The organism is Mycoplana sp. 10N416, assembly GCF_056394765.1.
This window is the reverse complement of sequence record NZ_JBFTIM010000007.1, coordinates 102,441-128,222: the sequence shown is the minus strand read 5'-3', so window position 1 is coordinate 128,222 and position 25,782 is coordinate 102,441. Positions and strand designations below refer to the sequence as shown.

Below are 25,782 nucleotides of genomic sequence, written 5' to 3'. Positions count from 1 at the left end.
GAGATCAGGTTTCATGCAGATTCAGGCCAACACCATCCGTTTCGTTCTCAATGATGAGAAAATCGCGCTTGCCGACGTTCCGGCGACGCGCACGCTCCTCGACTGGCTCCGGCTGCATCGCCGGCTGACGGGCACCAAGGAGGGCTGCGCCGAGGGCGATTGCGGCGCCTGCACAGTGCTGGTCGGCCGTCTGCTCGACGGGGCGCTCGTTTATGAAAGCGTCAATGCCTGCATCCGGCTCCTGGGCTCGATGAACGCGACCCATGTCGTCACCGTCGAACATCTTGCCTCCGCCGATGGCGCGCTGCATCCGGTGCAACAGGCACTGGTGGATCAGCACGGCTCGCAGTGCGGCTTCTGCACGCCCGGCTTCGTCATGTCGCTCTACGGGCTGTGGCTGACCAACGATCGGCCCGGCCGGCCGGAGATCGAGCGGGCTCTGCAGGGCAATCTCTGTCGCTGCACCGGCTACGAGCCGATCGTCAAGGCGGCCGAAACGATCGCCGAAACGCGGCCGAGCGCCGTCTTCGACCCGATCGAACGCGCCCGCGCGCAGATCAAGGAAAGGCTTGCGGCACTCGCACCGAAAGAGACGATCCGGCTCGGTGCTCCGGGGGACCGGGTCATCGTGCCCGCTTCCGTCGAGGACCTGGCCGATGTGCTGGCGCAGGAGCCGAAGGCGACGGTGGTTGCCGGCTCGACCGATGTCGGCCTTTGGGTGACCAAGCAGATGCGCGACCTCGATCCGGTCGTCTTTATCAATCATCTGCCCGAGTTGCAGGCGATCTCCCACAGTCCCGGCGGACTCACGATCGGCGCCGGCGTGACTTACACACAGGCCTGCGACGCGCTGGCCGCCCTCGTCCCGGCGCTGGGCCCGCTGATTGCCCGCATAGGCGGCGAGCAGGTGCGCAACATGGGCACGATCGGCGGCAACATCGCTAACGGTTCGCCGATCGGCGACACGCCGCCGCCGCTGATTGCGCTCGGCGCACGGCTGACGCTGCGCTCCGTCTCGGGCCGACGTGAACTGCCGCTCGAAGAGTTCTTCATCGCCTACGGCAAGCAGGACCGCCGCCCCGGCGAATTCGTCGAAAGCCTGTTCGTACCCACGCCGCCCGCGGGCGAGCATTTTGCCGTCTACAAGGTTTCGAAGCGGCGCGACGAGGACATCTCGGCGCTCTGCGGCGCCTTCCGGATTGCACTAGACCCGAGCGGGCGCGTCAGCGAAGCGCGCATCTGTTTCGGCGGGATGGCCGGAACACCGAAACGGGCGAGCCATGTCGAGGCGTTCCTCAAGGGCAGGCCCTGGACGGAAGAGACGGTCTCGGCCGCGCGTACGGCCTTCGAGACGGACTACACCCCGCTCACCGACTGGCGCGCGTCGGCGGACTACCGCCTGCTGGCGGCGAAGAACCTGCTGACCCGGTTCCTCCTGGAAACGTCCGGCGCACCGGCGCAGTTGGCGCGCTTCGAGGAGATGGCGTGATGGACAAGACCACCTTCGAGGACCGCAAGACGATCTCGGCGCCGATGCACGCGCCGCTCCGGCACGATTCGGCACACAAGCACGTGGCCGGCACCGCGGACTATATCGACGACATGCCCGAGCCGGAGGGCACGCTGCATGCGGCCCTTGGCATGAGCGACCGGGCGCATGCCGAGATCGTGTCGTTGGACCTTTCTGCCGTACGCGCCGCTCCCGGCGTCGTCTGGGTGATGACTGGCGCGGACGTGCCCGGCATCAACGACATCAGCCCGTCCGGCCGGCACGACGAACCCGTACTGGCCGAGGGCAAGGTCGAGTTCCACGGCCAGCCGGTTTTCGCCGTGATCGCACAGACGCGCGAGGCGGCGCGCCGGGCGGCCCGGCTGGCGAAGATCGAGTACCGCGAACTGCCGCACTGGACCGACGTCACCGACACGCTGGCGAACGGCGCGCAACTCGTGACCGACCCGCTGACGCTTTCGCGCGGCGATGCCGACACGGGACTGGCAAGCGCCCCCCACCGCCTCAGTGGGCAGATGCGGATCGGTGGCCAGGATCACTTCTATCTTGAAGGCCATATCGCGCTCGCCATCCCCGGCGAGGATGACGAGGTCACAGTCTGGTCCTCCACCCAGCATCCGAGCGAAGTCCAGCACATGGTCGGCCACGCGCTCGGCGTGCCCTCCAACGCGGTGACCGTGCAGGTGCGCCGCATGGGCGGCGGCTTCGGCGGCAAGGAAACCCAGTCGAACCAGTTCGCCGCCATCGCCGCGATCGCCGCCAAGAAGCTCAAGCGACCGGTGAAATTCCGCCCCGACCGCGACGAGGACATGACGGCGACCGGCAAGCGGCACGACTTCTTCGTCTCCTACGAGGCGGGTTTCGGCGACGACGGACGGATCCACTCGGTGAAGGCGAACTATGCCGCCCGCTGCGGCTTTTCCTCCGACCTCTCCGGCCCGGTCACCGACCGCGCGCTGTTCCACGCCGACAACGCCTATTTCTACCCGCATGTGAAGCTGACCTCGCAGCCGCTGAAGACCCACACCGTCTCCAACACCGCATTCCGCGGGTTCGGCGGCCCGCAGGGGATGGTCGGCGGCGAGAGGATCATCGAGGAAATCGCCTACGCGCTCGGCAAGGACCCGCTGGAGATCCGCAAGGCCAATTTCTACGGCGAAGCCGGCTCGGAGCGCAGCCTGACGCCCTATCACCAGCCGGTCGAGGACAACATCGTCGGCCGCATCGTCGATGAACTGGAACGGTCCTCCGGCTATCAGGCTCGTCGCGCGGCCATCCTCGATTTTAACCGCACCAGCCGGGTGATCCGCAAGGGGATCGCGCTGACGCCGGTCAAGTTCGGCATTTCCTTCACCGCCACCTGGTTCAATCAGGCGGGTGCGCTGGTGCATGTCTACCAGGACGGCTCCATCCACCTGAACCACGGCGGCACGGAGATGGGCCAGGGCCTGTTCACCAAGGTGGCGCAGGTGCTGGCGGATGCCTTTCAGGTCGATATCGCGCAGGTGAAAATCACCGCGACGACGACCGCGAAGGTGCCGAACACCTCGGCCACCGCCGCTTCCTCCGGCTCCGACCTGAACGGCATGGCCGCCTTCGATGCGGCCCGCCAGATCAAGGAGCGTCTCGTCGCCTTCGCCGCGGAAAAGTGGAACGTGCCGCCGGAGGAGATCGCCTTCGTGCCGCATCACGTGCGCGTCGGCGAGGCGCTGATCCCGTTTGCCGATTTCATCCGGCAGGCCTATCTCGCCCGCGTCCAGCTTTCCGCCGCCGGCTTCTACAAGACGCCGAAGATCCACTGGGACCGCGCCAAGGGCATCGGCTCGCCGTTCTACTACTTCGCCTACGGTGCCGCCGTTTCGGAGGTTTCGATCGACACGCTGACGGGCGAGTACCAGGTCGACCGCGTCGACATCCTCCACGACGTCGGTCGCTCGCTGAACCCCGCAATCGACATCGGGCAGGTCGAAGGCGCCTTCGTCCAGGGCATGGGCTGGCTGACGACGGAGGAACTGTGGTGGGACGACAAGGGGCGCCTGCGCACGCACGCGCCCTCGACCTACAAGATTCCGCTCGCTTCCGACCGGCCGAAGGTCTTCAACGTGCAACTGGCCGAGTGGTCGGAAAACGCCGAGCAGACGATCGGCCGCTCCAAGGCAGTCGGCGAACCGCCTTTCATGCTGGCGATCTCGGTATTGGAGGCGCTTTCTATGGCGGTTGCCAGCGTTGCCGACTACCGCCAATGCCCGCGCCTTGATGCGCCCGCAACGCCCGAGCGGGTGCTGATGGCGGTGGAGCGGCTGAAGCACCTCTGAGCGGAGTTGAAGGTGCGGATAGCGCACGGCGACAAACGCCGCCGTGCGCTCGGCGTGGCTCAGAAATTCCCTCCCTTGCGTGGCTCGCGGCCGTCGAGAAAGCCGAGATCCCGCTTCAGATGGTCCGGCAGCGCGTCGACATCGAGCCGGGGCACGCGACGTCCCATGGACGGAAGCAGCGCGTCGACCACGGTGCGCACCCACCAGTCGAATGGCGTTGGGAGCATGTGGGAAGCATGATCTGCATCCTGGCAAGCCATAATGACACCTCATGGATGATCGTTGAACTTGCTTGCAGTTTGCGCCGCGAAGTGCTCGAATTCCAATCGAACATCCGACTGGACGCATCAAGAGAGCTTATCCATGAAAATGGCGCGGCAATTCCCGCTGAACGCGATGCGCGTCTTTGACGCCGCCGCCCGCCATGGCAGTTTCACGAGGGCCGGCGAAGAACTCGGGATGACGCAGACGGCCGTCAGCTACCAAATCAAGCTCTTGGAGGATCTGCTCGGCGAGCCGCTTTTCCTGCGTTGTCCGCGGCAGATCGTGTTGACCGAAATCGGGCAGCGACTCGCGCCGAAGGTGGCCGAGGCCTTCGGCATACTCAGCGATGCCTTCGCATCGGTGCTTGAGGACGCGGAAGGCACGCTGGTGATCAGCTCGACCTACACGTTTTCTTCGAAATGGCTGGCGCCGCATCTCGGATCTTTCCACCTTCAGAACCCGACGGTGGCCGTGCGCCTCCTGACCGACCAGCACCTGGTCGATTTCTCCCGCGAGACGGTCGACGTCGCGCTCCGCTATGGCGACGGCAACTGGCCGGGGCTGGTAAAGCACCGGATGATGGAACTGACCTTTACTCCGATGCTCAGCCCAGCGCTTGCCGAAAGCGTCGGCGGCATCGCCAACCCAGAAGACCTGCTGAAGCTGCCGATCTTCGATCCGAGCGACCCCTGGTGGGGCCAGTGGTTTGCCGAAGCCGGCGTTCCCGGTGTCGACCTCGGCGACCGGCCACACACCTATCTGGGCACGCAGACGCTGGAGGCCGACACCGTCATGGCCGGCCACGGTGTGGCGATGCTCAATCCGGAATTCTACGCGACCGAGATCGCACTCGGCCGCCTCTACCAGCCCTTCGACATCGCCTGCACCGACGGCAAGGCTTATTGGCTGGTCTATCCCGAAAGCCGGCGCAACGTTCCGAAGATCAAGCTTTTTCGCAACTGGCTGCGTGCCGAGGTTCCGACTTTCGTCGATTGACGCGCCGACATTCATCTTGACCACAAAATTGCCCCTCATCCGCCCTGCCGGGCACCTTCTCCCCGCAAGCGGGGAGAAGGGAGACTCGCGGCTCCCTCTTCGTCTGCTCGTCTACTCGGCGGCCAGGCGTGGCAAGTCCCCTCTCCCCGCTTGCGGGGAGAGGGTTAGGGTGAGGGGCAAACACATCTTTACAGCACGGCATCCTGCGCCGTGGCCGACAGTGGGAACTCCACGCTATCCCCTTCCCTCCCTTGCGATTTTTGCGCAATGTGCCGATGCGAACGAATGAGAGGGGCAACGCATGTATGAATACGCCATAGCCTGGGAGTGGGTCGCCTTTGCCGTGCGCTGGCTGCACGTGGTCACGGCGATCGCCTGGATCGGTTCGTCCTTCTATTTCATCGCCCTCGATCTCGGCCTCGTGCAGCGCCCCCACCTTCCCCCCGGTGCCTATGGCGAGGAATGGCAGGTGCATGGCGGCGGCTTCTACCATATCCAGAAATACCTGGTCGCCCCCGCCTCCATGCCGGAGCACCTGACCTGGTTCAAATGGGAGAGCTATGTCACCTGGCTTTCGGGCTTCGCCATGCTCTGCGTCGTCTACTATGGCGGCGCGGAACTGTTCCTGATCGACCGACACGTGCTCGACGTTTCCGCGCCAACAGCCATCGCGATCTCGCTTGCCTCGTTGGCGCTCGGCTGGATCCTCTACGACCTGCTCTGCAAGTCGCCGCTCGGAAAAAACACCTGGGGTCTGATGATCCTGCTCTATGTGCTGCTGGTCGCCATGGCCTGGGGCTACACCCAGGTCTTCACCGGCCGCGCCGCCTTCCTGCATCTCGGCGCGTTCACCGCCACCATCATGTCGGCCAACGTCTTCTTCATCATCATCCCCAACCAGAAGGTCGTCGTCGCCGACCTGATCGCCGGAAGAACGCCCGATCCGAAATACGGCGTCATCGCCAAGCAGCGCTCGCTGCACAACAACTACCTGACGCTGCCCGTCATCTTCTTCATGCTGTCGAACCACTATCCGCTGGCCTTTGCGACCACCTTCAACTGGATCATCGCGGCGCTGGTCTTCCTGATGGGCGTCACCATTCGCCATTGGTTCAACACCACCCACGCCCGCAAAGGCCGGCCGACCTGGACCTGGCTTGCCACAGCACTGCTCTTCATCGTGATCATCTGGCTGTCCACGGTACCGAAGGTCCTGACCGGCGAGACGGCAGAGGCCGCCGTCCCGGCTCCGGTCTTTGCGAAGTTTGCCTCCGATGCGCATTTCCCCGCCGCCCGCGACGTGGTCGCCAGCCGCTGCAGCATGTGCCATGCGGCAGAGCCGGTCTGGGAGGGCTTGCGGGCCGCGCCCAAAGGCGTGATCCTCGACAGCGACGCGGCGATCGCTAGCCTGGCGCGCGAAATCTATTTGCAGGCCGGCCGCAGCCATGCCATGCCGCCTGGAAACCTCACCGGTGTGACGCCGGAAGAACGCCAGTTGCTGACCGCCTGGTATGAGAGCGCGGTCTCTGGAGAAAAGACACAATGACGACCAAACTCCTGCGCGGTCGCCTGCTGACGTTCGTGCGCAGGCCCGAAAGCGTCGACGACACAGGTAGCTATCGATACGAAAGCGACGGCGGCCTTCTGATCGAGGACGGCAAAATCGTCGTCATCGGCGACTACGCCAACATCAGGGCCGGCGCGCCCGCCGATGCCGAGGAGATCGACCACCGGCCGCACCTCATCCTGCCGGGCTTCATCGACACGCACGTGCATTTCCCGCAGATGCAGGTGATCGGCGCCTATGCCGCCAACCTCCTGGAATGGCTGCACACCTATACGTTCCCGGAAGAGTGCCGCTTCGTCGAACCGGCGCATGCCGCCCGCATCGCCCGCCATTTCTACGACGAGATGATCCGACACGGCACGACGACGGCGGCGGCCTATTGCTCCGTGCACAAGGCCTCGGCCGACGCCTATTTCGCCGAGGCGCTGCGGCGGAACATGTGCATGATCGGCGGCAAGGTGATGATGGACCGCAACGCGCCGCAGGGGCTGCTCGATACGCCGCAGATGGGCTACGACGAGACCCGCGCGGTGATCGAGCAATGGCACGGCAAGGGGCGCAACCACGTCGCCATCACCCCCCGCTTCGCCATCACATCGACGCCGGCGCAGATGGAGGCGACCGCGCTGCTCGCCCGCGAGTTCCCCGATCTCCACATCCAGACCCACCTGTCGGAGAACGACGAGGAAATCCGCTTCACCGCGCAGCTCTATCCCGACGCCGTCGACTACACGGACGTCTACGCGCATTACGGCCTGCTCGGCGCCAAGAGCCTGTTCGGTCACTGCATCCATCTGTCGGAGCGCGAAGCGGACGCGATGAGCGAGGCGGGCGCCGTCGCCGTTCATTGCCCGACCTCCAACCTGTTCCTCGGCTCCGGCCTGTTCCCGCTGAAGGAGCTTGTGCGGCGCGATAAGCCCGTGCGCGTCGGGGTCGCCACCGATGTCGGCGGCGGCACGAGCTATTCGATGCTCAAGACGCTGGACGAGACCTACAAGATCCAGCAGTTGCTCGGCGAACGGCTGAACCCGTTCGAGAGCTTCTACCACATGACGCTCGGCAACGCCGAGGCTGTGTCGCTGGCCGACCGGATCGGCACGCTCGAACCCGGAACGGATGCCGACCTCGTCGTTCTCGACGCGGCCGTCACCCCGGCAATGGCGCTCAGGATGGAAGTGGTGCGCTCGCTCGCCGACGAATTGTTCCTGCTGCAGACGCTCGGCGACGACAGGGCGGTGCGCGAGACCTATGTGGCGGGCAAGGCGATGAAGGCGGGGCTCTGAGCACCCGCCCAGCATCGTCCAAGCGGGAGCAGATGCCCTGCCTGCCGTTTGGTCGGCTCGACCATTCGGCAGGCTAGCTCCCCCGATAGGTCGAATAGCCGAAGGGTGAGAGCAGCAACGGCACATGGTAATGGGCCGAGGGATTGGCGATGCCGAAGCGCAGCGGAATGATGTCCAGGAAGGCCGGGTCCGGCAGGTCAACCCCCGTTCGGCGCAGATAGTCACCGGCATGGAACAGCAGTTCGTAGGTGCCGGCCATGAAGCCGATGCCCTCGACGAGCGGCCCGTCGACGCGGCCGTCGGCATTCGTCTTGACCGTCGTGATCCGCTGCCGCTGTTCGCCTTCCAGCCAGAAGAGCTCGATCGTCAGCCCTTCCGCCGGTTTTCCGAGGGCGGTATCGAGGACGTGCGTGGTGAGGCGTCCAGCCTGAGTCATGCGCTTGCTCCAGGAGCTTCGATGATGAATGGCGTGTCGTAGAAAAATTCCTCGAGGTTGCCGCCAGGGTCGCTGCGATCGACGACGAGGAAATCGCTGACGGCGCCAACCGTCATCAAGGGGTGATGCCAGACGTTACGACGGTAGTTCACCCCTTGCCGTCCGCTGGCGAGAAACACTTGCGGCATGCCCGGCCGGCCGTTCTCGTCCTCGGCGACGACGACAAGCCAGGGCCGGTTGTCTATCGGCGAAAAGCTCTGACTGCCGAGTGGGTGGCGCTCCATCATGGTCACCGCATATGGGAACGCCCGCGGGCTGCCGCGAAAGATGTTGATGATGACGTGCGCGCCCTCGCCAACCGCCTCCGCCTCGGCGAGCGCATGGTAGCGCTCCGTCGCGCCGCTATTGATCAGCCGCATCGTCGCCGGATCGGCTTCGATCACCGTGCCGAAGGGCGCGAACGCCGCCTTCGTCAGCGGATGGATCGGAAGGCGGATCGGCGCGGCGCTGGTAGGAGTGGTCTCAGGCATTCTCGTCTCCAGGAAGCTGGGCTTCAAGCCGCAGGCGCGCGATGCGCTCGACCTGCGCTTTCGCAGTCTCGAATTCCTGCTCCCGACTATTGTCGATGCGTGTTTCGAAGGCCGCAAGAATGTCGTCCTTGGTCAGTCCCTTGACGGCAATGATGAAGGGGAAACCGAATTTCTCGACATAGGCGGTGTTCAGCGCGGTGAAGCGGGCGTGCTCGTCGGCGCTCAGCCGATCGAGCCCGGCGCCCGCCTGTTCCTTGCGGCTGTCTTCCGTCAATTCGCCGGCGATCGCCAGCTTGCCGGCAAGGTCGGGATGGGCGCGCAGGACGCCGAGTTGTTCGACCGACGAGGCCGCACGGAACTGCGTCGCCAAGGCCTGGTGCACGCCGGACGCCATCAGCGGCTCGACAGCCAGGCCGTCATCGAAGGCCCGCTCGGCAATCCAGGGCGAGTGCTCGAACACGCCGCCGAAGCGGGTGATGAATTCCTCACGTGCCGTCACCATTGGCCCGCCTTCGGCTTGTGATGTTCGTGCCAGTGGCGGGCAATGTCGATGCGGCGCGGCACCCAGACCTTGTCGTGCGACAGCACGTAGTCGACGAAGCGGGCTAGCGAGGCAACACGGCCGGGGCGGCCGACGAGACGGCAGTGCAGGCCGATGTTCAGCATTTTCGGGCTGCCCTCCTTGCCCTCCTGGTAAAGCACGTCGAAGGCATCCTTCAGGTAGGCGAAGAACTGGTCGCCCGAGTTGAAGCCCTGCGGCGTGGCGAAGCGCATGTCGTTCGTCTCGAGCGTATAGGGAATGATCAGGAACGGTTCGTCCTTCAGTCCCTTCACCCAGTAGGGCAGGTCGTCGGCATAGGAATCGGAAGAGTAGACGAAACCGCCCTCCTCCATCACCAGCCGCAACGTGTTGTCCGACGGCTTGCCCTGATACATGCCGAGCGGATGCGATCCGGTCAGTTCGGTGTGGAGCCGCACGGCATCGCGGATGTGCTGGCGCTCGACCTCCTCGGAAACGTCCTTGTACTCCAGCCAGCGGTAGCCGTGGCTGGCGATTTCCCAGTTCGCCTCCTTCATCGCCGCGACGGCTTCGAGATTGCGCGCCATGGCGAGCGTGACGCCATAGACGGTGACAGGCACGTTGCGGCCGGTGAAGAGCCGCCACAGCCGCCAGAAGCCGGCGCGCGACCCGTATTCATAGATCGATTCCATGTTGAGATTGCGCTGTCCCGGCCATGCCTGGGCGCCGACGATTTCCGACAACAGGCATTCGGAAGCAGCGTCGCCGTCGAGCACGCAGCTTTCGCCGCCCTCCTCGTAGTTGACGACGAACTGGACGGCGATGCGGGCGTCCCCGGGCCAAAGCGGGTTGGGCGACGTGCGGCCATAGCCAACGAGATCGCGCGGATAGGTCAATGTGGACATGATTTCACCCTTGGACTTTGCCGCGAACGGTAGCATTCGCGGCTGGAAAGTCGAGGCGAAATCCGCAGTTTCCAATGCTCGAATGGAGACCATTCGGTGTTAGGCGGAGGCTGGCGGAACGCTCCATCCGGAACAACCGTCGCAGCTTTACGTTGTCCCACCGAACGACAAAGGAGTAAGCACATGGTCTCGCAGGATCCGAACATCAGGGAAACCGAAGCGCTCATCGCCAGCGACAAGGTGGAGGGCACCGCCGTCTACGGTGCCGACAGCCGGCATATCGGCTCGGTCGAGCGCCTGATCCTCGACAAGCGCAGCGGCCACGTCTCCTACGCCGTCCTCAGCTTCGGCGGTTTCCTCGGAATGGGTCACGACCACTATCCTCTGCCGTGGAGCAAGCTGAACTATGACGAAGGTCTCGGCGGCTATCGGATTGACGTGACCAAGGCACAGGTCGAGGCCGCCCCACACTATGAGAGCGGCGCCGAATACGAGTGGAACCGTCGCAACGGCAAGATCATCCACGACTACTATGGGGTGCCGCCGTACTGGATGTGACCTTCAAGGCTTTGCGCGGCGCGCAGCCTCCAGATGGGCGTCCACCGTGAAGGACGGCGGCAGCTTGCAGGGGCTGCCGCTTTCCATTTCCCCGACCACGAGGCGGGCCAGTTCGTGGGCAATGCCGAAGCTGATCTTGAAGCCGCCGGTGAGCAGGCTAACCGCTGGGAAATCCGGATGCCGGCCAATCATCGGATCCCGTCCGATCGCCTTCGGGCGAAGGCCGGCCCAACGCTCGACGAGCGTGGCTCCCTTCAGGATCGGCGCAAGCCGCCAGGCAGCGGCGATCACCTCGTCGAGCCGCCCGTCGGTCGCGGCCGGGTCATCAAAACTGTCCTCGCTGGTACTGCCGACCGCGCAATACCCGCCTTCATGCGGAACGACAAAGATGCCGCCGTCAAAGATGACCGGGAGCGCCGGATCGATATCGCCCCTGAAAAGGGCCGCCTGGCCTTTGACTGCGGTTCCGATCGGGCGCGGCGGCGACAGCCCGAGGCTGGAAAAGAGATCGAAACTGGAAACCCCGGCGGAGAGAACGACGTGCCCGAAACTGACACGCCCGCCATCGGCAAGCAGTGCCGTCCGGGCCGACGGATCGATCGAGACGACGTTCGCTCCCTCTCGAATCTCAACGTGGGGCATGCTCTCCAACACGGCGCGAAGCACTTGCAGATAGCGGCGCGGCGAGATGTGGCCGGAAAGGCTGTCGAACATGACGCCCGCCGGCATTGCCTCGGTCGCGGGCCAGCCTGGCACCGGAGCAGCGTCGAGGACGTCAAAGGAAAAGCGTTTGCCGTCAAGGGTCCAGGCTGCGGCCGCGTCCCGCGCATGCTTGAGCGCACGCTCGCGGTGATGGTCGGCGGCGAGCGGCATCAGGCGCCCGGTGCGGCGATAACCGGCCGAGAGGCCGCTTGCCGCCTCCAGCCCCGCAATCTCCGCCTCCAGCGAGACCAGCGCCTGAAGCTGGAACTGCTTCTTGGCGTTCCAGCGATCCGGCTGGTGCGGCATCAATGCCCCGAGGAGCCCCCCGCTGGCGCCGGCGCCCACCCGATCGCGCTCCAGGACGAGCACGGAATGGCCCGCGCGCGCCGCCATGACCGCCGCCCACAAGCCCATGACCCCGGCGCCGACCACCAGCACTGCCGGCATCGGTTGACCGGAGGGGCGCGCGCGACTATCGACTGTTGGCATGGCTGAGAACGCTCCTGATACCGCCTCCGCGGAAAACGGTTTGACGCTGGACTGGCACGAGGGCGATATGCCCTATTCCCAGGCCTATGGCGATCATTTTTATTGCCGCACGGATGGGCGGCTGGAATGCGGCCACGTGTTTCTCGGCGGCAATGGTTTGCCCGAACGGTGGGCCGCAGGTGGCGATTTCGTCATTGGTGAACTCGGCTTCGGCACCGGTCTCAATCTGTGCGAGACCTGGCGCCAATGGCGCTCGGTCCGGCCAGCCGGTGGCTCGCTGCATTTCGTCTCGTTCGAGCGATTTCCACTCGCAGGCGCTGCCATTGACCGCGCCCTTTCGCACTGGCCGGAGATTGACCTGGAGCGAGAAACGCTCACTTCGCTGTGGCCGGATGCGCCTCCGGGCGAAGGTGAAATCACCCTCGTCCTCGATGAACAGACGCGGTTGACTGTCGTCTGCGGTCCGGCGCTCGAACGGCTTGCGGCCAGCCACTACACATTCGATGCCTGGTATCTCGACGGCTTCGCGCCCTCGCGCAATCCGGATATGTGGTCGATCGACCTCATGCAGCAGGTGTTTGCCCACACGAACGGTGGCGGCACCTTTGCCACCTATGCCGCCGCCGGTTTCGTCCGGCGCAACCTCGCTGCTGCCGGTTTCAATGTGGAACGGCGGCCCGGCTTTGCGGGAAAACGCGAGATGCTGTGCGGGACAAGGCCGTGGACGTAGAGCTCAGTGCAGTGTCGAACGTCTGGCGGCAGGCTTGCCCATGTTCAGCCAGCGCTGCACCATTTCCTCCAGCCTGTCGGTACTGATCGGCTTCGCCAGATAGTCATCCATGCCGGACGCGAGGCAGGCTTCGCGATCACCATCAAGCACATGGGCCGTGACCGCAACGATCGGCACCCGTTCGCCGGTCCCCGCCTCAATGCGGCGTATGGCACGAGCCGCCTGATGCCCGTTCATGATAGGCATCGACACGTCCATCAAAATCATGCGCGGTTTCAGCTTCCTGAAGCATTCGACGGCCTGCTCGCCATCGGCGACAAGCGTGTAGCTGACGCCCGATGCCTCCAGTAACTGGCGGAAAAGGATCTGGTTGACCTCGTTGTCCTCGGCGACCAGCACATCGATCGGTTCCGCATCTGAGGCGGGGAAAGTCTGCATAAGGGAGGCAGCGGACGAATCGCTGGCGGACGACCTGATTGCGCTGGCAGGCATTTGGTGACGATGGCGGACAGAGCGGATCACCTCGCACACCGTTTCGCGCAACAGCCCCGCGCGGATCGGCTTCATCAGATGGGCATCGCTCTCGAGAGAATCAAAGCCGCTGTCCTGTGGCGGTGCTCCAAGGGCGGAAAGAGCGATCAGCGCGGTCGACGGAAAATCCTGGCGGATCGCCTCGATCAGATTGCGTCCTCGTGCGTCGCGCAGGTTCTTGTCGACGATCGCCGCCTCCACGGTAATATCGATTGCGCTTGCCGCGGAAAGCAATGGGAGCGCCTCCTCGGCATCGGCGACTGCGGTGGCATCGAAGCCCCATTCCGTCAGCAACTCACGAGCGACGCTTCGAGTGGCCTCGTTGCGATCGACAACGATCACGCGAGCGCCGCGGAGGTTGACGGGAACCACCACGTTCAACGCGTCTGCGTGCTCGATCTCCATTGGAAGCGTGACGGTGAACACTGAGCCTTTCCCGACCACGCTTTCCACGGCAAGCGATCCGCCGAAAAGCGTGACCAACCCTTCGGTAATCGCAAGGCCAAGCCCGGTGCCTTCGTGACGCCGGGTGGAAGAAGAATCCACCTGGGAGAACTTGTCGAACACCGACGACAGCTTGTCCTCGGGAATGCCGACACCGGTATCCTCGACGCGCAGAGTGACCGCGACCACGCCGTCTTCAGTTCCGGTCGCCGACATGTCGATCCGAACGTGGCCAAAATCAGTAAACTTCACCGCATTGCCAACGAGGTTGGTTACGATCTGGCGGAACCGCCCCGCATCGCCGACAACGACGGCAGGGATGTCGGCCGCGCCACGCACGACGAGTTCGAGATCCTTTTCCGCTGCCTTCGCCGAAAGCAGCGTCGCCACGTCCTCCACGGCCTCCACCAGATTGAACGGCGCCTTGCGCAGGCTCATCTGTCCGGCGTCGATCTTCGAGAAGTCGAGGATATCGTTGATGATCGTCAGGAGTGCGTTGCCGGACTTCACCATGATGTCGATGAAGGTCTTCTGGCGAGTGTCGAGATCCGACTTGGCAAGCAGTTCGGCCATGCCGAGAACACCGTTCATCGGCGTACGGATCTCATGGCTCATATTGGCGAGGAACTCGGACTTCGCCTTGTCGGCGGTCTCAGCCCGCACGACAAGCCGGCGCAACTCGTCCTCGCGCGCCTTCAGTTCGGTGATGTCGGAATAGACGAGAACGATGCGACCGTGCTCGGTGGGCCGCGCTTCCATTTGGAGCCACACGCCCCGGCCGCTGCGGAAGACAAGGGGCAATGGTCGGGCGCGCATCAATGTATCGATGAAATCACGCGCCTCAACCCGCTGTTCGCCGATGTGGCCAAAGATGCCTCGTCTGGCGCTGTCCTCGACTAGGTCCGCGACCAGCGCTCCCGGCTGAAGCAGCGCCGGCGGCGCGGTGAACATTGAAGACAACGCCTCGTTGGCGAGCTCGATGCGGTCGTTGTCGATGATCAGCAAGCCCTGCCCCATCGCCGACATGGCATCCTTCACCAGGCTGCCGACCTCTTCCAGCGCGCTGCGCGTCTCGAGCACCTCGCGCTCCCGCTCACGACGCTCGGTGATGTCGATATAGGTCAGCAGGCAGCGGCCGTCCGATATGGGCTGGCCGGACTCGATCAGCGTGCGCCCGTTGACATAACCGACCTCGCGCGCTGGAAAGCTGCCGTCGCGTACGCGCTGCAGCCAAGCCTCGTGGTCGGTGTCACATAGGCCCGCTTGAACTTCGATTGCCTCGCCCTGTTCGCGCTTGAATCGGTGCAATTCGGCCAGCGGTCTGCCCTGCATTTGCGGCAGGGTTCCGTCCCACAGACTCTCGAATGCTTCGTTGACAAGCTCTATCATCGAGTTCTCGTCAACCACAACGATCCCGACGTGAAGCGAAGCGACGATGCTCTCCAGATCTGCCTTGATCGCCTCGGCCTGCTGGCGGGCTTCGATCAGTTGATCCTCCCGCCGCTTGAGAAGCGTCGTGTCGGTCATCGAGCCGATAAGATAGTTGCGACCGTCCGCCGAAGTGACGCGATAGGCGCGGGAGATGGTCGGCACAATAGTGCGATCCGGGCGCTGGAATTCGAATTCCGACTCGTTGAGCTCTCCGCTGTCGAGCACTATTTGGTTCTCGGCGTGAAAACGTTCTCCCTGCTCGGGATACATCTCCACGGTGGTCTTCCCGAGTATGTCTGTGGCTGTCGCCCCGATCAGATCGAGGAAGGCCCGGTTTGCGAACATCAGCCGCTGTTGCTCGTCTCGCACATAGGTTGCCGCTGGCAACTCGTCGAGAAGCGCACGATAAAGAGCGATCTCCTGGCCCTGCTGGCGCAGTCGCGCTTCGTTTTCCTTCAGCGCGGTGACTTCCGAGCGCAGCGCGATAAGCGTCCCATCAGGACGGCGCTGCGTCACAAGCCGCATCCACCCGCCGGCAATCGTCCGGCTGACGCGCTCGAACAGCGGCAACTCGTACTCGGCAAGGCGCTGATTAATCCAGTTCTCACGTTCCACCGGATCGACGTCCGCCGTCTCCACGTCGTGGATGGCGCTGAGGAGCGTGCGCATGTCGAGATCGGCATCCGCGAAATCACCGACAAGAGCGCGGTAGAATTCACCCATGACACGGTTGGCGTGCATCAGGCGCCCGCTTCGGTCAAAAATCGCCACACCCGTCCCGATCGCGTCGAGCACATGTTCAGCGGAGGAGTCCGTCATGTCGCCGTTGCCGGTGACGATCGTGTCGAGTGCGTCAGCCGCTGAAGTCCCGCTGAACGAGATTCCGGCGCCGCGGGCGAGCGCATCGACACGGCCAGCAAGCGTCTCGTTGGCCGGAATGAAAGTGGCCACCAGGATCGACAGTTCAGCGGAGATACGCTGGCGTCGCATCGAGATGATGAAGTTTGCGCCGCTTTGCGCGTGAGAGTAGCGCACCGTCTCGTCGCCGCCGAAAACAAGGCAGCGACGCTCGTGCTCGTGCCTATCCTCGTGACCGTCGGCTTCACCGATCTCGTCGTCGCTGCGGCCGAGCACTCTTTCCTGGCTGATCTTGAAAAGTTCGCAAAAAGCGGCGTTGACGGCGAGGTATCGCATCTCGCTGCCTTTGATGTATGCCGGTGATGTCTGCGAGCGAATCCGCTCGCAAGCGGCAAACAGCAAATCGTCTCGTACTTCAGCCACACTAACGCTTCCCAACCAGGGGTGCGGGGAGTCCCGCACGCCGAGTTAGCACGCGGAAATTGAACAGATGGTTAAGAGAACCTTGCTTGGCGCCGTCCGGTTGTGCGAAAGCGTTACAGACCTGCCAAAACGCATGTCCGTCTGCACGCTTCGCTGTCGCAAACGACCGGCTATTTGCCTCTTTCCTGTGGCAGGATAGCCCGCATGAATCGACAATCGGGACCACACCATGGGTGACGTTGTAAATCTGGAACTGCATCTCGCACAGCAGCGTTCAGATTCCCCGACCAGGCAACGCAGACGCCAGAACCGCGCTTCCGAGCGCCAGCGCAAGGGTCCCGGAAGTGCGAAATATCTGAACCTCACCAACGCGACGACACGGTCGACCGTCCTTTCCGAGGATGCGCTTGAGGCCGTCCACAGGGCGTCGCTCACCATCCTCGAAGAGATCGGCATGGACATCATCCTGCCGGAGGCACGGGAGCGAATGCGCGCGGCCGGCGCCGATGTGACGCCCGGCACCGATCGCGTGCGCTTCGATCGCGGGCTGATCATGGAGATGATCACTTCCGCCCCGTCGGACTTTACAATGTATGCGCGCAATCCGCTGCGCAACGTCGAGATCGGCGGCAACAACCTCGTCTTCGCACAGGTCGCGTCAGCTCCATTCGTCACCGATCGGCAAGGCGGCCGGCGTGCCGGCAACCAGGAAGACTTTCGCAAGCTGGTCAAGCTTGCCCAGTGCTACGACGTGATCCACACGACGGGCGGCTACCCGGTCGAGCCGGTCGACCTGCACGCCTCGGTCCGCCACCTCGACTGCCTGGCCGACCTGGTGAAGTTGACCGACAAGGTGTTCCACGTCTACCCGCTCGACCGCCAGCGCACCATCGACGGCATCGAGATCGCCCGCATCGCGCGCGGCATCACCATGGAACAGATGGAGCGGGAGCCATCGGTCTTTACCAACATCAATACGTCCTCGCCTTTGCGTCTCGACGAGCCGATGTTGCAGGGCATCATCGAGATGTCCTCGCGCAATCAGGTGGTCGTCGTCACGCCGTTCACGCTTGCCGGCGCCACGGCCCCGGTAACGATTGCCGGCGCACTCGCTCAGCAGAATGCCGAGGCGTTGTGCGGGATCGCCTTCACGCAGATGGTGCGGAAGGGGGCGCCGGTCATGTATGGGGGCTTCACATCCAACGTCGACATGAGAACCGGCGTGCCGGCGTTTGGCACGCCGGAATACATGCAGGCCGTGATCGCCGGTGGCCAGCTGGCGCGCAGATACCGCATTCCCTACCGCAGTTCGAACACCAGCGCCTCCAACGCGCTCGACGCCCAGGCAGCCTATGAGTCGGCTTTTTCGCTTTGGGCGCTGACCCAGGGAGGCGGAAACTTCATCATGCATGCAGCTGGCTGGAGTGAGGGCGGGCTTACGGCGTCGTTCGAGAAATTCATCCTCGACGTCGACATGCTGCAGATGGTGGCAGAGTTTCTAACACCGCTGGACACCAGCACCGATGCGCTTGCGCTGGACGCCATCCGCGAGGAAGGCCCTGGCGGGCACTACTTCGTGACGCCGCACACGCTCGTCCGCTGCGAGACAGCGTTCTATTCGCCGATCCTTTCCGACCGGCGCAATTTCGAGGCGTGGTCGGAAGCGGGTCGTCCAACCACCGACGACCACGCCAACCGGGTGTACCAGGAAAAGCTGAACGCCTACGAGCGTCCGCCGCTTTCCGCTGCGATCGAGGAGGAACTCGACACCTTCGTCGCCAGGCGCAAGGAAGAAATCAGCGCGCCGACCATCGACACCTGACGCCCCAGCCGCTCACTTTGCTGGTGACGCCGCCCCTTCCGGCACAATGATCGTCATCACCGGGAAGGTGGCCTTCTCACCGACGCCAAGCGGGCCGGGAACCTTGTGCTGAACGGGCTTCAAGGACTTCAGGAAGGCGGCGATCGCCGCAGCATCCTCTGGCGTCAACTTGGCGAAGGCATGCCAGGGCATGATCGGAGCAAGCACGCGGCCATCCGGCCTGGCGCCGGTCTGTAGCGCGGTGACGATCTCCGCCTCGGACCACTTCCCTAGCCCGGTTTCGACATCCGGCGTCAAATTCGGGCCGACAAAGGTTCCCTGCGGCAGCTGAAATCCGACGTCCGACCCGGACAGAAAGGTTTCGGGGGTCGTCTTGCCGAAGAAATACCCCGGCGAATGGCAATCGTTGCAGCCGCCGAACTGCACCAGGTACCTGCCCCGCTCGGCGGGCGGTTCCGCCTGCGCCACTGTCACGGGACAGAGAAACAACATGGACAAGACAAAGGCATGATGCGTGCGCATGCGCGGCCTCCCCTGCACGTTGCGCGACGATATCAAGCATCGCCACGCGCCGACAACTCAGGCAATGGGGGTAGGTGAAGGTCGCTACTCGAACATGATCGACCGCACCGAGGAGACGAGCTTTTCGGTAGGCAGGTTCGTGAAATCCTTGTCGATCTCCGCGGTTGTTTTCTCTCGCGACCTCACGCCGAGCATCGAGCGCAAGGCGCCGAGGGTTTGTGGCGCCGCACAGACGATCAGGCGATCGAAGGCACCAGCTTCGGCATAGCACTCCAGTTTGCCCGCCACTTCGGCGGTGAACTTCTGCTGTTCGTCGCGCACCGGATCACTTGTGTATTCCATCGCCGAGCGGCCCGGCCCATGCGAGGAATAGCTACGCCCTGGCCGGTCGCTCATGATCTCCTGCGCCTTCTTCGGTTCGCTGCGGAAGATTTCCTGCTCCGGGCTCTTCTGCCCGTCCTTGAGAAAATTGACGCCCTTCAACAGGCGAGCCTGGTTACCGTCGGCGGCGAGGATCCAGGTTGTCGTCATCGTTTTCACTCCTTGGCGGTTCCCGGCTGCAGCATCCGTTGCCGCGGCCCGTGGCATCTCGATAGCGTGCCATGCCTAGGTGCAACGCGAGGTTCGGGCCGGGGTTCCCTTCCCGGGGCGGTGGCGCGGAGATGCTGCACCTGCGAAAACTAGTACTTGACTTTCCGGCCCAAAAACATGACATGGGGCCAGCGTTACCTTCCGGCCGCCGCGTGAGCGAGCCCTGCGAAGTCCCCGATTGGATCGCGGAAGAAGGATGCGCGCAATTGAATTGTTCCGCCAGCGCGCGGAAGACTGCGCCAGACGCCTCTATCAACCACAAGTTCCCAGATCACGCGGGGTTCTTGACGCCAGACGAAACCGGATCGGCATGGTGCCTGTCCGGTCGATGTGTTTGGCGCCCCGAAAGGCTATTGATTTGACCACTTTTCACGACCTCGGCCTGTCGAGCAATGTTCTGGCTGCGCTGTCCGCGCTCGGCTTCGACAAACCGACCCCCATCCAGGAGAAGGCCATTCCGCTGGTGCTCGCCGGCAATGACCTGATCGGCCTTGCCCAGACCGGCACCGGCAAGACGGCCGCCTTCGGCCTGCCGATGATCGAACGCCTGCTCGCCGAAGGCCGGCGCCCCGATCCGAGGAACATCCGCGCCCTCGTGCTCGCCCCGACCCGCGAGCTTGTCAACCAGATCGCCGACAACCTGCGCGACTTCGTCAAGAAGACGCCGTTGCGTGTCGTCACCGTCGTCGGCGGCGCCTCGATCAACAAGCAGTCGGAAATGCTGAGCCGCGGCACCGACATTCTCGTCGCCACGCCGGGCCGCCTGCTCGACCTCGTCGCCCGCAAGTCGGTGACGCTGACGCAGGGCCGCTATCTGGTCCTCGATGAGGCCGACCAGATGCTCGACCTCGGTTTCATCCACGACCTGCGCAAGATCTCCAAGCTGGTACCGAAGAACCGCCAGACGCTGCTGTTCTCCGCCACCATGCCGAAGCTGATCGCCGAGCTTGCCGGCGAGTACCTGACCAACCCGATGAAGGTGGAGGTGGCGCCGCCCGGCAAGGCCGCCGACAAGGTCGAGCAATACGTGCATTTCGTGCCCGGCAAGGACCACAAAACGCAGATCCTCAAGCAGTCGCTCACCGACAATCCGGACGGCCTGTCGCTGGTCTTCTCGCGCACCAAGCACGGCGCCGAGAAGCTGATGAAGCATCTCGACCACGTCGGCTTCAAGGCCGCCTCCATCCACGGCAACAAGAGCCAGGGCCAGCGCGAGCGCGCGCTCAAGGGTTTCCGCGACGGCGAGATCCGCGTGCTGGTGGCGACCGACGTTGCCGCGCGCGGCATCGACATTCCCGGCGTCACCCACGTCTACAACTACGACCTGCCGGAAGTGCCGGACGCCTATGTCCACCGCATCGGCCGCACCGCCCGCAACGGCCGCGACGGCATCGCCATTGCCTTCTGCGCACCTGACGACATCCGTCTGCTGCGCGATATCGAAAGGCTGATGGGCATTTCGATCGCGGTTGCCAGCGGCGAGGCCCCGGCCGATCTCGCCGGTCCCGGCGGCAAGTCGCGCAAGGGTCGCGGCGGCAATGGCGGCGGCCAGCGCAATGGCGGCCAGCATCGCCAGCCCCGGCCGCAGGGCCAGGGCGCCCGTGGCGCCAATGGCCAGCAGCGCAATGGCGAGCGTCCGGCTACGGCCCGGGCAGAGGGGCAGATCGTCGATCGCGGCTTCTCCGACCGTCCGCAGAAGCGGCATGAACCCCGCCAGGACCGCGGCGAACACGCCGCCCACGAGGGCACACCAAACCGGCACGCCCCCGGCCGCCCCGCCCAGAAGCAGGGCGATCACCGCAACCGCAACCACGGCGGCGGTCGCAACGGGCCGAACAACGGCGGCAACCGCAGCCAATCGCGCCGCCCGAACGGCCAGCGCCGCGAACAGGCCTGATCTCGGTTCGGCTTAGTCTTCGCAGAAATAAGATGGCGGGCTCCGGCTCGCCATTTTTTTTGGCAGGGCGCAGCCCTATTCCGCCGGCGCCGTTCGCGGCTCCTTGCGATTGGCGAGGTAGACGCCGGCCACGACGATCGCCGTGCCGACGATCATCGGCACGCTCAGTTCCTCTCCGAAGGCGATGGCCGCCTCGATCGCCGCAAGCGGCGGCACGAGGTAGATGAGGGAGGCCGCGCGCGAGACCTGCCCCCTGCGGATCAGGTAGAGCAGAAGCAGCACCGCCCCCATCGAAATGCCGAGCACCGACCAGCCGAGTAAGGCCAAGAACTCCCAGGACAGCTGGATTTCCAGCGGCTCCAGCAGAAAGGCGAGCGGCAGGGTCACGACCAGTGCCCCGAGATATTGCAGCGTGGCAATGGCGCGGATGTCGCCGGTATGCAGATGCTGCTTCTGGTAGATGGTGCCATAGGTCACCGAGGTCATGCCGAGGACGTTGACGACAAGCGCCACCGTCGGAATATCGGCGCCGCCGATCCCGGCGAACTTCGGAAAGATGGCAATGGCCACGCCGGCAAAGCCCAGCGTGATCCCGAGCTTCTGCATCGGCGACAGCCTCTCGCCGATGATGTAGGGCGCCGCCAGCGCCGTCATCAGCGGCTGCAGCGCCGCGATGATGCCGGACAGCGCCGCCGGCACGCCCTGCCCGACCGCCCACCAGACCGCCGCCAGGTAGAAACCGTGCAGGAAGGCGCCGGAGACGACCGCATGGAAGATCGTCGCGCGATCCTTCGGCCACCGCACGCCGGCGAGCTGGCACAGCATCGCAAACAGCACCGCCGCCGAGACATAGCGCACACTGAGGAAGGTTAGCGGATCGGAGTAGATGGCGCCGAACTTTGCCACCACCCAGCCCGTGGACCAGAGCAGGACGAACAAAGCCGGAGCCAGACGGTCGAGGGACATGGGAACTCCGGTGGGCAGTTCATTCGCGCGGAGGACGACCGATAGGCGCGGCGGGCGCCTCGGTCAAAGCAATAATCCTGAACCTCAGGTTCAATGGGAACTCACACGCAGATCAGTTCGGAGCGAACCGCGAATCTGCCGCCATGGTCGACGCCGGCCCGATCCCCAGGAGCGTCCCGCCAAGAGTGGCCGCCGCGGCGTGCGGCGGCCGCTCCGATGTCAATGGCTGTCACGGTCCATCGGAATGCCGGCCCCTCGCGCGCCGACGAGGAAGTCGAGGTCGGCGCCGGTATCGGCTTGCATGACGGTCTTCACGTAGAGGCCGCTATAGCCGCCGACCAGCGGCTGCACCGGATTGACCCAGGCGGCGCGGCGGCGCTCCATTTCCTCGTCCGAAACATCAAGGCGGATCGAGCGGGCGGGAACGTCGACCTCGATCATGTCGCCGTTCTGCACCAGCGCCAACGGCCCGCCGTCGGCGGCTTCCGGTGCGGTATGCAGGATGACCGTGCCGTAGGCCGTGCCCGACATGCGCGCGTCCGAAATGCGGATCATGTCGGTGATGCCCTTCTTCAGCACCTTCGGCGGCAGCCCCATGTTGCCGACCTCCGCCATGCCGGGATAGCCCTTCGGCCCGCAATACTTCAGCACCATGATGCAGTTTTCGTCGATGTCGAGATCGTCGCGGTTGATGCGGGCGTGGTAGTCCTCGATGCTCTCGAAAACGACAGCACGGCCCCTGTGCTGCATCAGGTGCGGCGAGGCCGCGGACGGTTTCAGCACGCAACCCTTCGGCGCGAGATTGCCACGCAGCACCGCGATGCCGCCAGACTTGGTCAGCGCCCTGTCGCGCGGCACGATAACGTCATCGTTGTAGTTCACCGCGTCCTTGACGCCGTTCCAAATTGTATCGCCAGAGACGGTGATGGCGTCCTTGTGCAAGAGGCCCATCTCGCCGACAGCCTTGATCACGACCGGCAGGCCGCCCGCATAATAGAACTCCTCCATCAGGTACTTGCCGGACGGTTGCAGGTTGACGACCGTCGGCACGTCGCGGCCAAGCCGGTCCCAGTCGTCCAGCGTGAGATCGATGCCGACGCGGCCGGCGAGCGCCAACAGGTGCAACACCGCATTGGTCGAGCCGCCGACCGCGCCGTTGACGCGGATCGCGTTCTCGAAGGCCTGCCTGGTCAGGATGTCCGAAGGCTTGAGATCCTCCTTGACCATCTCGACGATGCGCCGGCCGGACAATTGGGAGATCACCCGGCGCCGGGCGTCGACGGCGGGGATCGCGGCATTGCCGGGCAGCGTCATGCCGAGCGCCTCGGCCATCGAGGCCATGGTCGAGGCCGTGCCCATCGTCATGCAGCTGCCGGCCGAGCGAGCCATGCCCTGCTCCGCATCCATGAACTCCTCCAGCGTCATTTCGCCGGACTTCACCATTTCCGAGAACTGCCAGACGGCCGTGCCGGAGCCGACGTCCTTGCCGCGCCATTTGCCGTTCAGCATCGGCCCGCCGGAGACGAGGAGCACCGGAATGTCGACCGAGGCCGCCCCCATCAGCAGGCTCGGCGTGGTCTTGTCGCAACCGCCAAGCAGCACGACGCCGTCGACCGGGTTGCCGCGGATCGCCTCTTCGACGTCCATCGCCGCCAGATTGCGGAACATCATCGCCGTCGGCCGCAGCGTGCTCTCGCCGCAGGAAAAGACCGGGAACTCGACCGGGAAACCGCCCGCCTCGTAGACGCCGCGCTTCACGCGCTCGGCGAGATCGCGCAGATGCGCGTTGCAGGGTGTCAGCTCCGACCAGGTGTTGCAGATACCGATGATCGGCCGCCCGTCGAACGTGTCCGCCGGCAGGCCCTGGTTCTTCATCCAGGAGCGGTGCATGATCGCGTTCTTGCCGGTGCCGCCGAACCATTCCTGCGACCGCAGCTTGCGCGGCCATTCAGCTTTCTTCTTCATTTCGTTTCGTCCTTGCGTAAGACGCCCCGGCCAGTGCCGCGGCACTGGGTCAGGCCAGCGTGTAGGCGGTCTTGACCGTGGTATAGAATTCGTTGGCGTACTTGCCCTGCTCGCGCGGGCCGTAGGAGGAGCCCTTGCGGCCGCCGAAGGGCACATGGAAGTCGACGCCGGCGGTCGGCAGGTTGACCATCACCATGCCGGCCTCCGAGTTGCGCTTGAAGTGGGTGGAGTGCTTCAGGCTCGTCGTGGCGATGCCGGAGGAGAGTCCGAACGGCGTGTCGTTCGCCATAGCCAGCGCCTCGTCGTAGTCCTTCACCCGGATCACGGAGGCGACCGGCCCGAAGATTTCCTCGCGGCTGATACGCATGTCGTTCGTGGCTTCAGTGAACAGGGCCGGTTGCAGGTAGAAGCCGGGGTTGTCGCGTTTCAACAGATCGCCGCCATAAGCGAGCGTCGCGCCCTCGCCTTTTCCGATCTCGATATAGTCGGTGTCCTGCTTCAGCTGCGACGCGTCGACCACCGGGCCGATATGGGTGCCGGTCTTGAGCGCGTCGTCGACGACGAGGTTTTTCAGCTTTTCCGTCAACGCCGCCACGAACCTGTCGTGGATGCCCTCGGTGACGATCAGCCGAGAGGACGCCGTGCAGCGCTGGCCGGTCGAGAAGAATCCGGAATTGGCGGCGGCCTCGACGGCAACGGTCAGGTCGGCATCATCGAGCACGACGAACGGGTTCTTGCCGCCCATCTCCAGCTGGAACTTGCGGTTATACTCGATCGAGGCGGCGGCGACCCGCTTGCCGGTGACCGTCGAGCCGGTGAACGTGATCGCCTGCACGTCGGGGCTGTCGAGCATCACCTGGCCAACGACCGAGCCCTTGCCCATCACGAGGTTCAGCACGCCCTTCGGCAGGCCGGCGCGGTGGAGGATATCGACGATCGCCCAGGCGCAGCCGGGCACCAGCTCGGCCGGCTTGAAGACGACGGTGTTGCCGTAGCAAAGCGCCGGCGCGATCTTCCAGGCGGGGATGGCGATCGGAAAATTCCACGGCGTGATGATGCCGACGACGCCGACCGGCTCGCGGGTGACCTCGACGCCGATGTTCGGGCGCACCGACGGCAGCACCTCACCGGCGAGCCGCAGACATTCACCGGCGAAGAACTCGAAGATCTGCCCGGCGCGAACGGTCTCGCCGATCGCCTCCGGCAGCGTCTTGCCCTCCTCGCGGGCAAGCAGCGTTCCCAACTCGTCCTTGCGGGCGAGGATCTCGTCGGCGGTCTTCTTCAGGATCGCGTGCCGCTCGAGGATGCCCGAGCGCGACCAGGCCGGAAACGCCGCCTTGGCGGCGGCAATCGCCGCCCTGGCGTCGTCGGCGGAGGCGCGCGCATATTCGCCCACCACGTCGTTGGTGTTCGACGGGTTGATGTTCTTCACCGCCTCGGTGCCGACCCACTCGCCGGCGATCAGGTTCTGGTGGATGGTCATGGGCGTTGCCCTCCTGCCATTTGTCGGCGGCGGCGCGGATGCGC

General features: G+C 64.5%; 21 protein-coding genes. 9 read left to right on the top strand and 12 right to left on the bottom strand.

The window, feature by feature from the left end; all coding sequences use genetic code 11:
• Positions 1-13 precede the first annotated feature (13 nt).
• Together xdhA and xdhB are read left to right on the top strand one after the other, a co-directional pair.
• Positions 14-1,489, top strand: a complete 1,476-nt coding sequence (gene xdhA, locus AC1DDS_RS15800) for a xanthine dehydrogenase small subunit (RefSeq protein WP_477479772.1) — start codon at positions 14-16, stop codon at positions 1,487-1,489.
• The gene (gene xdhB, locus AC1DDS_RS15795; RefSeq protein WP_477479771.1) at positions 1,489-3,825 is read left to right on the top strand and encodes a xanthine dehydrogenase molybdopterin binding subunit; all 2,337 of its coding nucleotides are present in this window, start codon (positions 1,489-1,491) and stop codon (positions 3,823-3,825) included. Before xdhA ends, xdhB begins: the two co-directional genes overlap by 1 nt.
• Before the next feature lie 59 nt (positions 3,826-3,884).
• Here xdhB and AC1DDS_RS15790 read toward each other — a convergent pair whose 3' ends face one another.
• Positions 3,885-4,052, bottom strand: a complete 168-nt coding sequence (locus AC1DDS_RS15790; RefSeq protein WP_477479770.1) for a hypothetical protein — start codon at positions 4,050-4,052, stop codon at positions 3,885-3,887.
• Positions 4,053-4,188: 136 nt separating this feature from the next.
• On the opposite strand from AC1DDS_RS15790, the gene AC1DDS_RS15785 reads away from it, so the two are divergent.
• The 3 genes from AC1DDS_RS15785 to guaD all read left to right on the top strand — a co-directional run bounded on the left by AC1DDS_RS15785 (position 4,189) and on the right by guaD (position 7,935).
• Positions 4,189-5,085 carry a LysR substrate-binding domain-containing protein gene (locus AC1DDS_RS15785; RefSeq protein ID WP_477479769.1) on the top strand — a complete coding sequence of 299 codons (897 nt, stop codon included), beginning with the start codon at positions 4,189-4,191 and terminating at the stop codon, positions 5,083-5,085.
• Positions 5,086-5,386: 301 nt separating this feature from the next.
• Positions 5,387-6,631: a urate hydroxylase PuuD gene (gene puuD, locus AC1DDS_RS15780; RefSeq protein WP_477479768.1), complete on the top strand. Its 1,245-nt coding sequence runs from the start codon at positions 5,387-5,389 to the stop codon at positions 6,629-6,631.
• Entirely contained in the window at positions 6,628-7,935 is a 1,308-nt protein-coding gene (guaD, locus tag AC1DDS_RS15775; protein ID WP_477479767.1) for a guanine deaminase, read from the top strand. Before puuD ends, guaD begins: the two co-directional genes overlap by 4 nt.
• Positions 7,936-8,008: 73 nt before the next feature.
• On the opposite strand, the gene uraH is transcribed toward guaD, so the two are convergent.
• From uraH to puuE, 4 genes are read right to left on the bottom strand one after another with little or no spacing between them, the layout of a single operon-like run.
• Positions 8,009-8,371, bottom strand: a complete 363-nt coding sequence (gene uraH / locus AC1DDS_RS15770; RefSeq protein WP_477479766.1) for a hydroxyisourate hydrolase — start codon at positions 8,369-8,371, stop codon at positions 8,009-8,011.
• Positions 8,368-8,901, bottom strand: a complete 534-nt coding sequence (locus AC1DDS_RS15765; RefSeq protein ID WP_477479765.1) for an ureidoglycolate lyase — start codon at positions 8,899-8,901, stop codon at positions 8,368-8,370. Before AC1DDS_RS15765 ends, uraH begins: the two co-directional genes overlap by 4 nt.
• Entirely contained in the window at positions 8,894-9,400 is a 507-nt protein-coding gene (gene uraD / locus AC1DDS_RS15760) for a 2-oxo-4-hydroxy-4-carboxy-5-ureidoimidazoline decarboxylase (protein ID WP_477479916.1), read from the bottom strand. The genes AC1DDS_RS15765 and uraD overlap by 8 nt, the downstream gene beginning before the upstream one ends.
• Positions 9,397-10,326, bottom strand: coding sequence for an allantoinase PuuE (puuE, locus tag AC1DDS_RS15755; protein WP_477479764.1), 930 nt, complete (start codon positions 10,324-10,326; stop codon positions 9,397-9,399). Before puuE ends, uraD begins: the two co-directional genes overlap by 4 nt.
• Before the next feature lie 183 nt (positions 10,327-10,509).
• On the opposite strand from puuE, the gene AC1DDS_RS15750 reads away from it, so the two are divergent.
• Complete coding sequence (locus tag AC1DDS_RS15750; protein WP_477479763.1) at positions 10,510-10,884, top strand: PRC-barrel domain-containing protein; 375 nt, start codon at positions 10,510-10,512, stop codon at positions 10,882-10,884.
• Between the two features lie 3 nt (positions 10,885-10,887).
• Here the strand turns inward: AC1DDS_RS15750 and AC1DDS_RS15745 are convergent, their stop codons facing one another.
• Positions 10,888-12,033 (bottom strand): NAD(P)/FAD-dependent oxidoreductase, encoded by a 1,146-nt coding sequence (locus tag AC1DDS_RS15745; protein ID WP_477479915.1) that lies wholly within the window; start codon positions 12,031-12,033, stop codon positions 10,888-10,890.
• A gap of 40 nt (positions 12,034-12,073) precedes the next feature.
• On the opposite strand from AC1DDS_RS15745, the gene mnmC2 reads away from it, so the two are divergent.
• Entirely contained in the window at positions 12,074-12,805 is a 732-nt protein-coding gene (mnmC2, locus tag AC1DDS_RS15740; protein ID WP_477479762.1) for a tRNA (5-methylaminomethyl-2-thiouridine)(34)-methyltransferase MnmC2, read from the top strand.
• Positions 12,806-12,808: 3 nt separating this feature from the next.
• On the opposite strand, the gene AC1DDS_RS15735 is transcribed toward mnmC2, so the two are convergent.
• Entirely contained in the window at positions 12,809-16,492 is a 3,684-nt protein-coding gene (locus AC1DDS_RS15735) for a PAS-domain containing protein (protein ID WP_477479761.1), read from the bottom strand.
• Positions 16,493-16,721: 229 nt separating this feature from the next.
• Between AC1DDS_RS15735 and AC1DDS_RS15730 the strand changes: the two genes are divergently transcribed.
• The gene (locus AC1DDS_RS15730; protein WP_477479760.1) at positions 16,722-18,314 is read left to right on the top strand and encodes a trimethylamine methyltransferase family protein; all 1,593 of its coding nucleotides are present in this window, start codon (positions 16,722-16,724) and stop codon (positions 18,312-18,314) included.
• Between the two features lie 12 nt (positions 18,315-18,326).
• Here the strand turns inward: AC1DDS_RS15730 and AC1DDS_RS15725 are convergent, their stop codons facing one another.
• Both AC1DDS_RS15725 and AC1DDS_RS15720 read right to left on the bottom strand, forming a co-directional pair.
• On the bottom strand, positions 18,327-18,836 hold the full coding sequence (locus AC1DDS_RS15725) for a c-type cytochrome (RefSeq protein WP_477479759.1): 510 nt from the start codon (positions 18,834-18,836) through the stop codon (positions 18,327-18,329).
• An 84-nt stretch (positions 18,837-18,920) separates the two neighbouring features.
• A complete protein-coding gene (locus AC1DDS_RS15720; protein WP_477479758.1) occupies positions 18,921-19,367 on the bottom strand; it encodes a host attachment protein in 447 nt (148 codons plus the stop codon).
• 418 nt (positions 19,368-19,785) lie between these two features.
• On the opposite strand from AC1DDS_RS15720, the gene AC1DDS_RS15715 reads away from it, so the two are divergent.
• Positions 19,786-21,324 (top strand): DEAD/DEAH box helicase, encoded by a 1,539-nt coding sequence (locus AC1DDS_RS15715; protein WP_477479757.1) that lies wholly within the window; start codon positions 19,786-19,788, stop codon positions 21,322-21,324.
• A gap of 75 nt (positions 21,325-21,399) precedes the next feature.
• Here AC1DDS_RS15715 and AC1DDS_RS15710 read toward each other — a convergent pair whose 3' ends face one another.
• From AC1DDS_RS15710 to AC1DDS_RS15700, 3 genes are all read right to left on the bottom strand, one after another.
• Positions 21,400-22,290, bottom strand: coding sequence for a DMT family transporter (locus AC1DDS_RS15710; RefSeq protein WP_477479756.1), 891 nt, complete (start codon positions 22,288-22,290; stop codon positions 21,400-21,402).
• A gap of 219 nt (positions 22,291-22,509) precedes the next feature.
• A complete protein-coding gene (gene araD / locus AC1DDS_RS15705; protein ID WP_477479755.1) occupies positions 22,510-24,255 on the bottom strand; it encodes an L-arabinonate dehydratase in 1,746 nt (581 codons plus the stop codon).
• A gap of 49 nt (positions 24,256-24,304) precedes the next feature.
• Positions 24,305-25,738 carry an aldehyde dehydrogenase family protein gene (locus tag AC1DDS_RS15700; protein ID WP_477479754.1) on the bottom strand — a complete coding sequence of 478 codons (1,434 nt, stop codon included), beginning with the start codon at positions 25,736-25,738 and terminating at the stop codon, positions 24,305-24,307.
• Positions 25,739-25,782 lie beyond the last annotated feature (44 nt).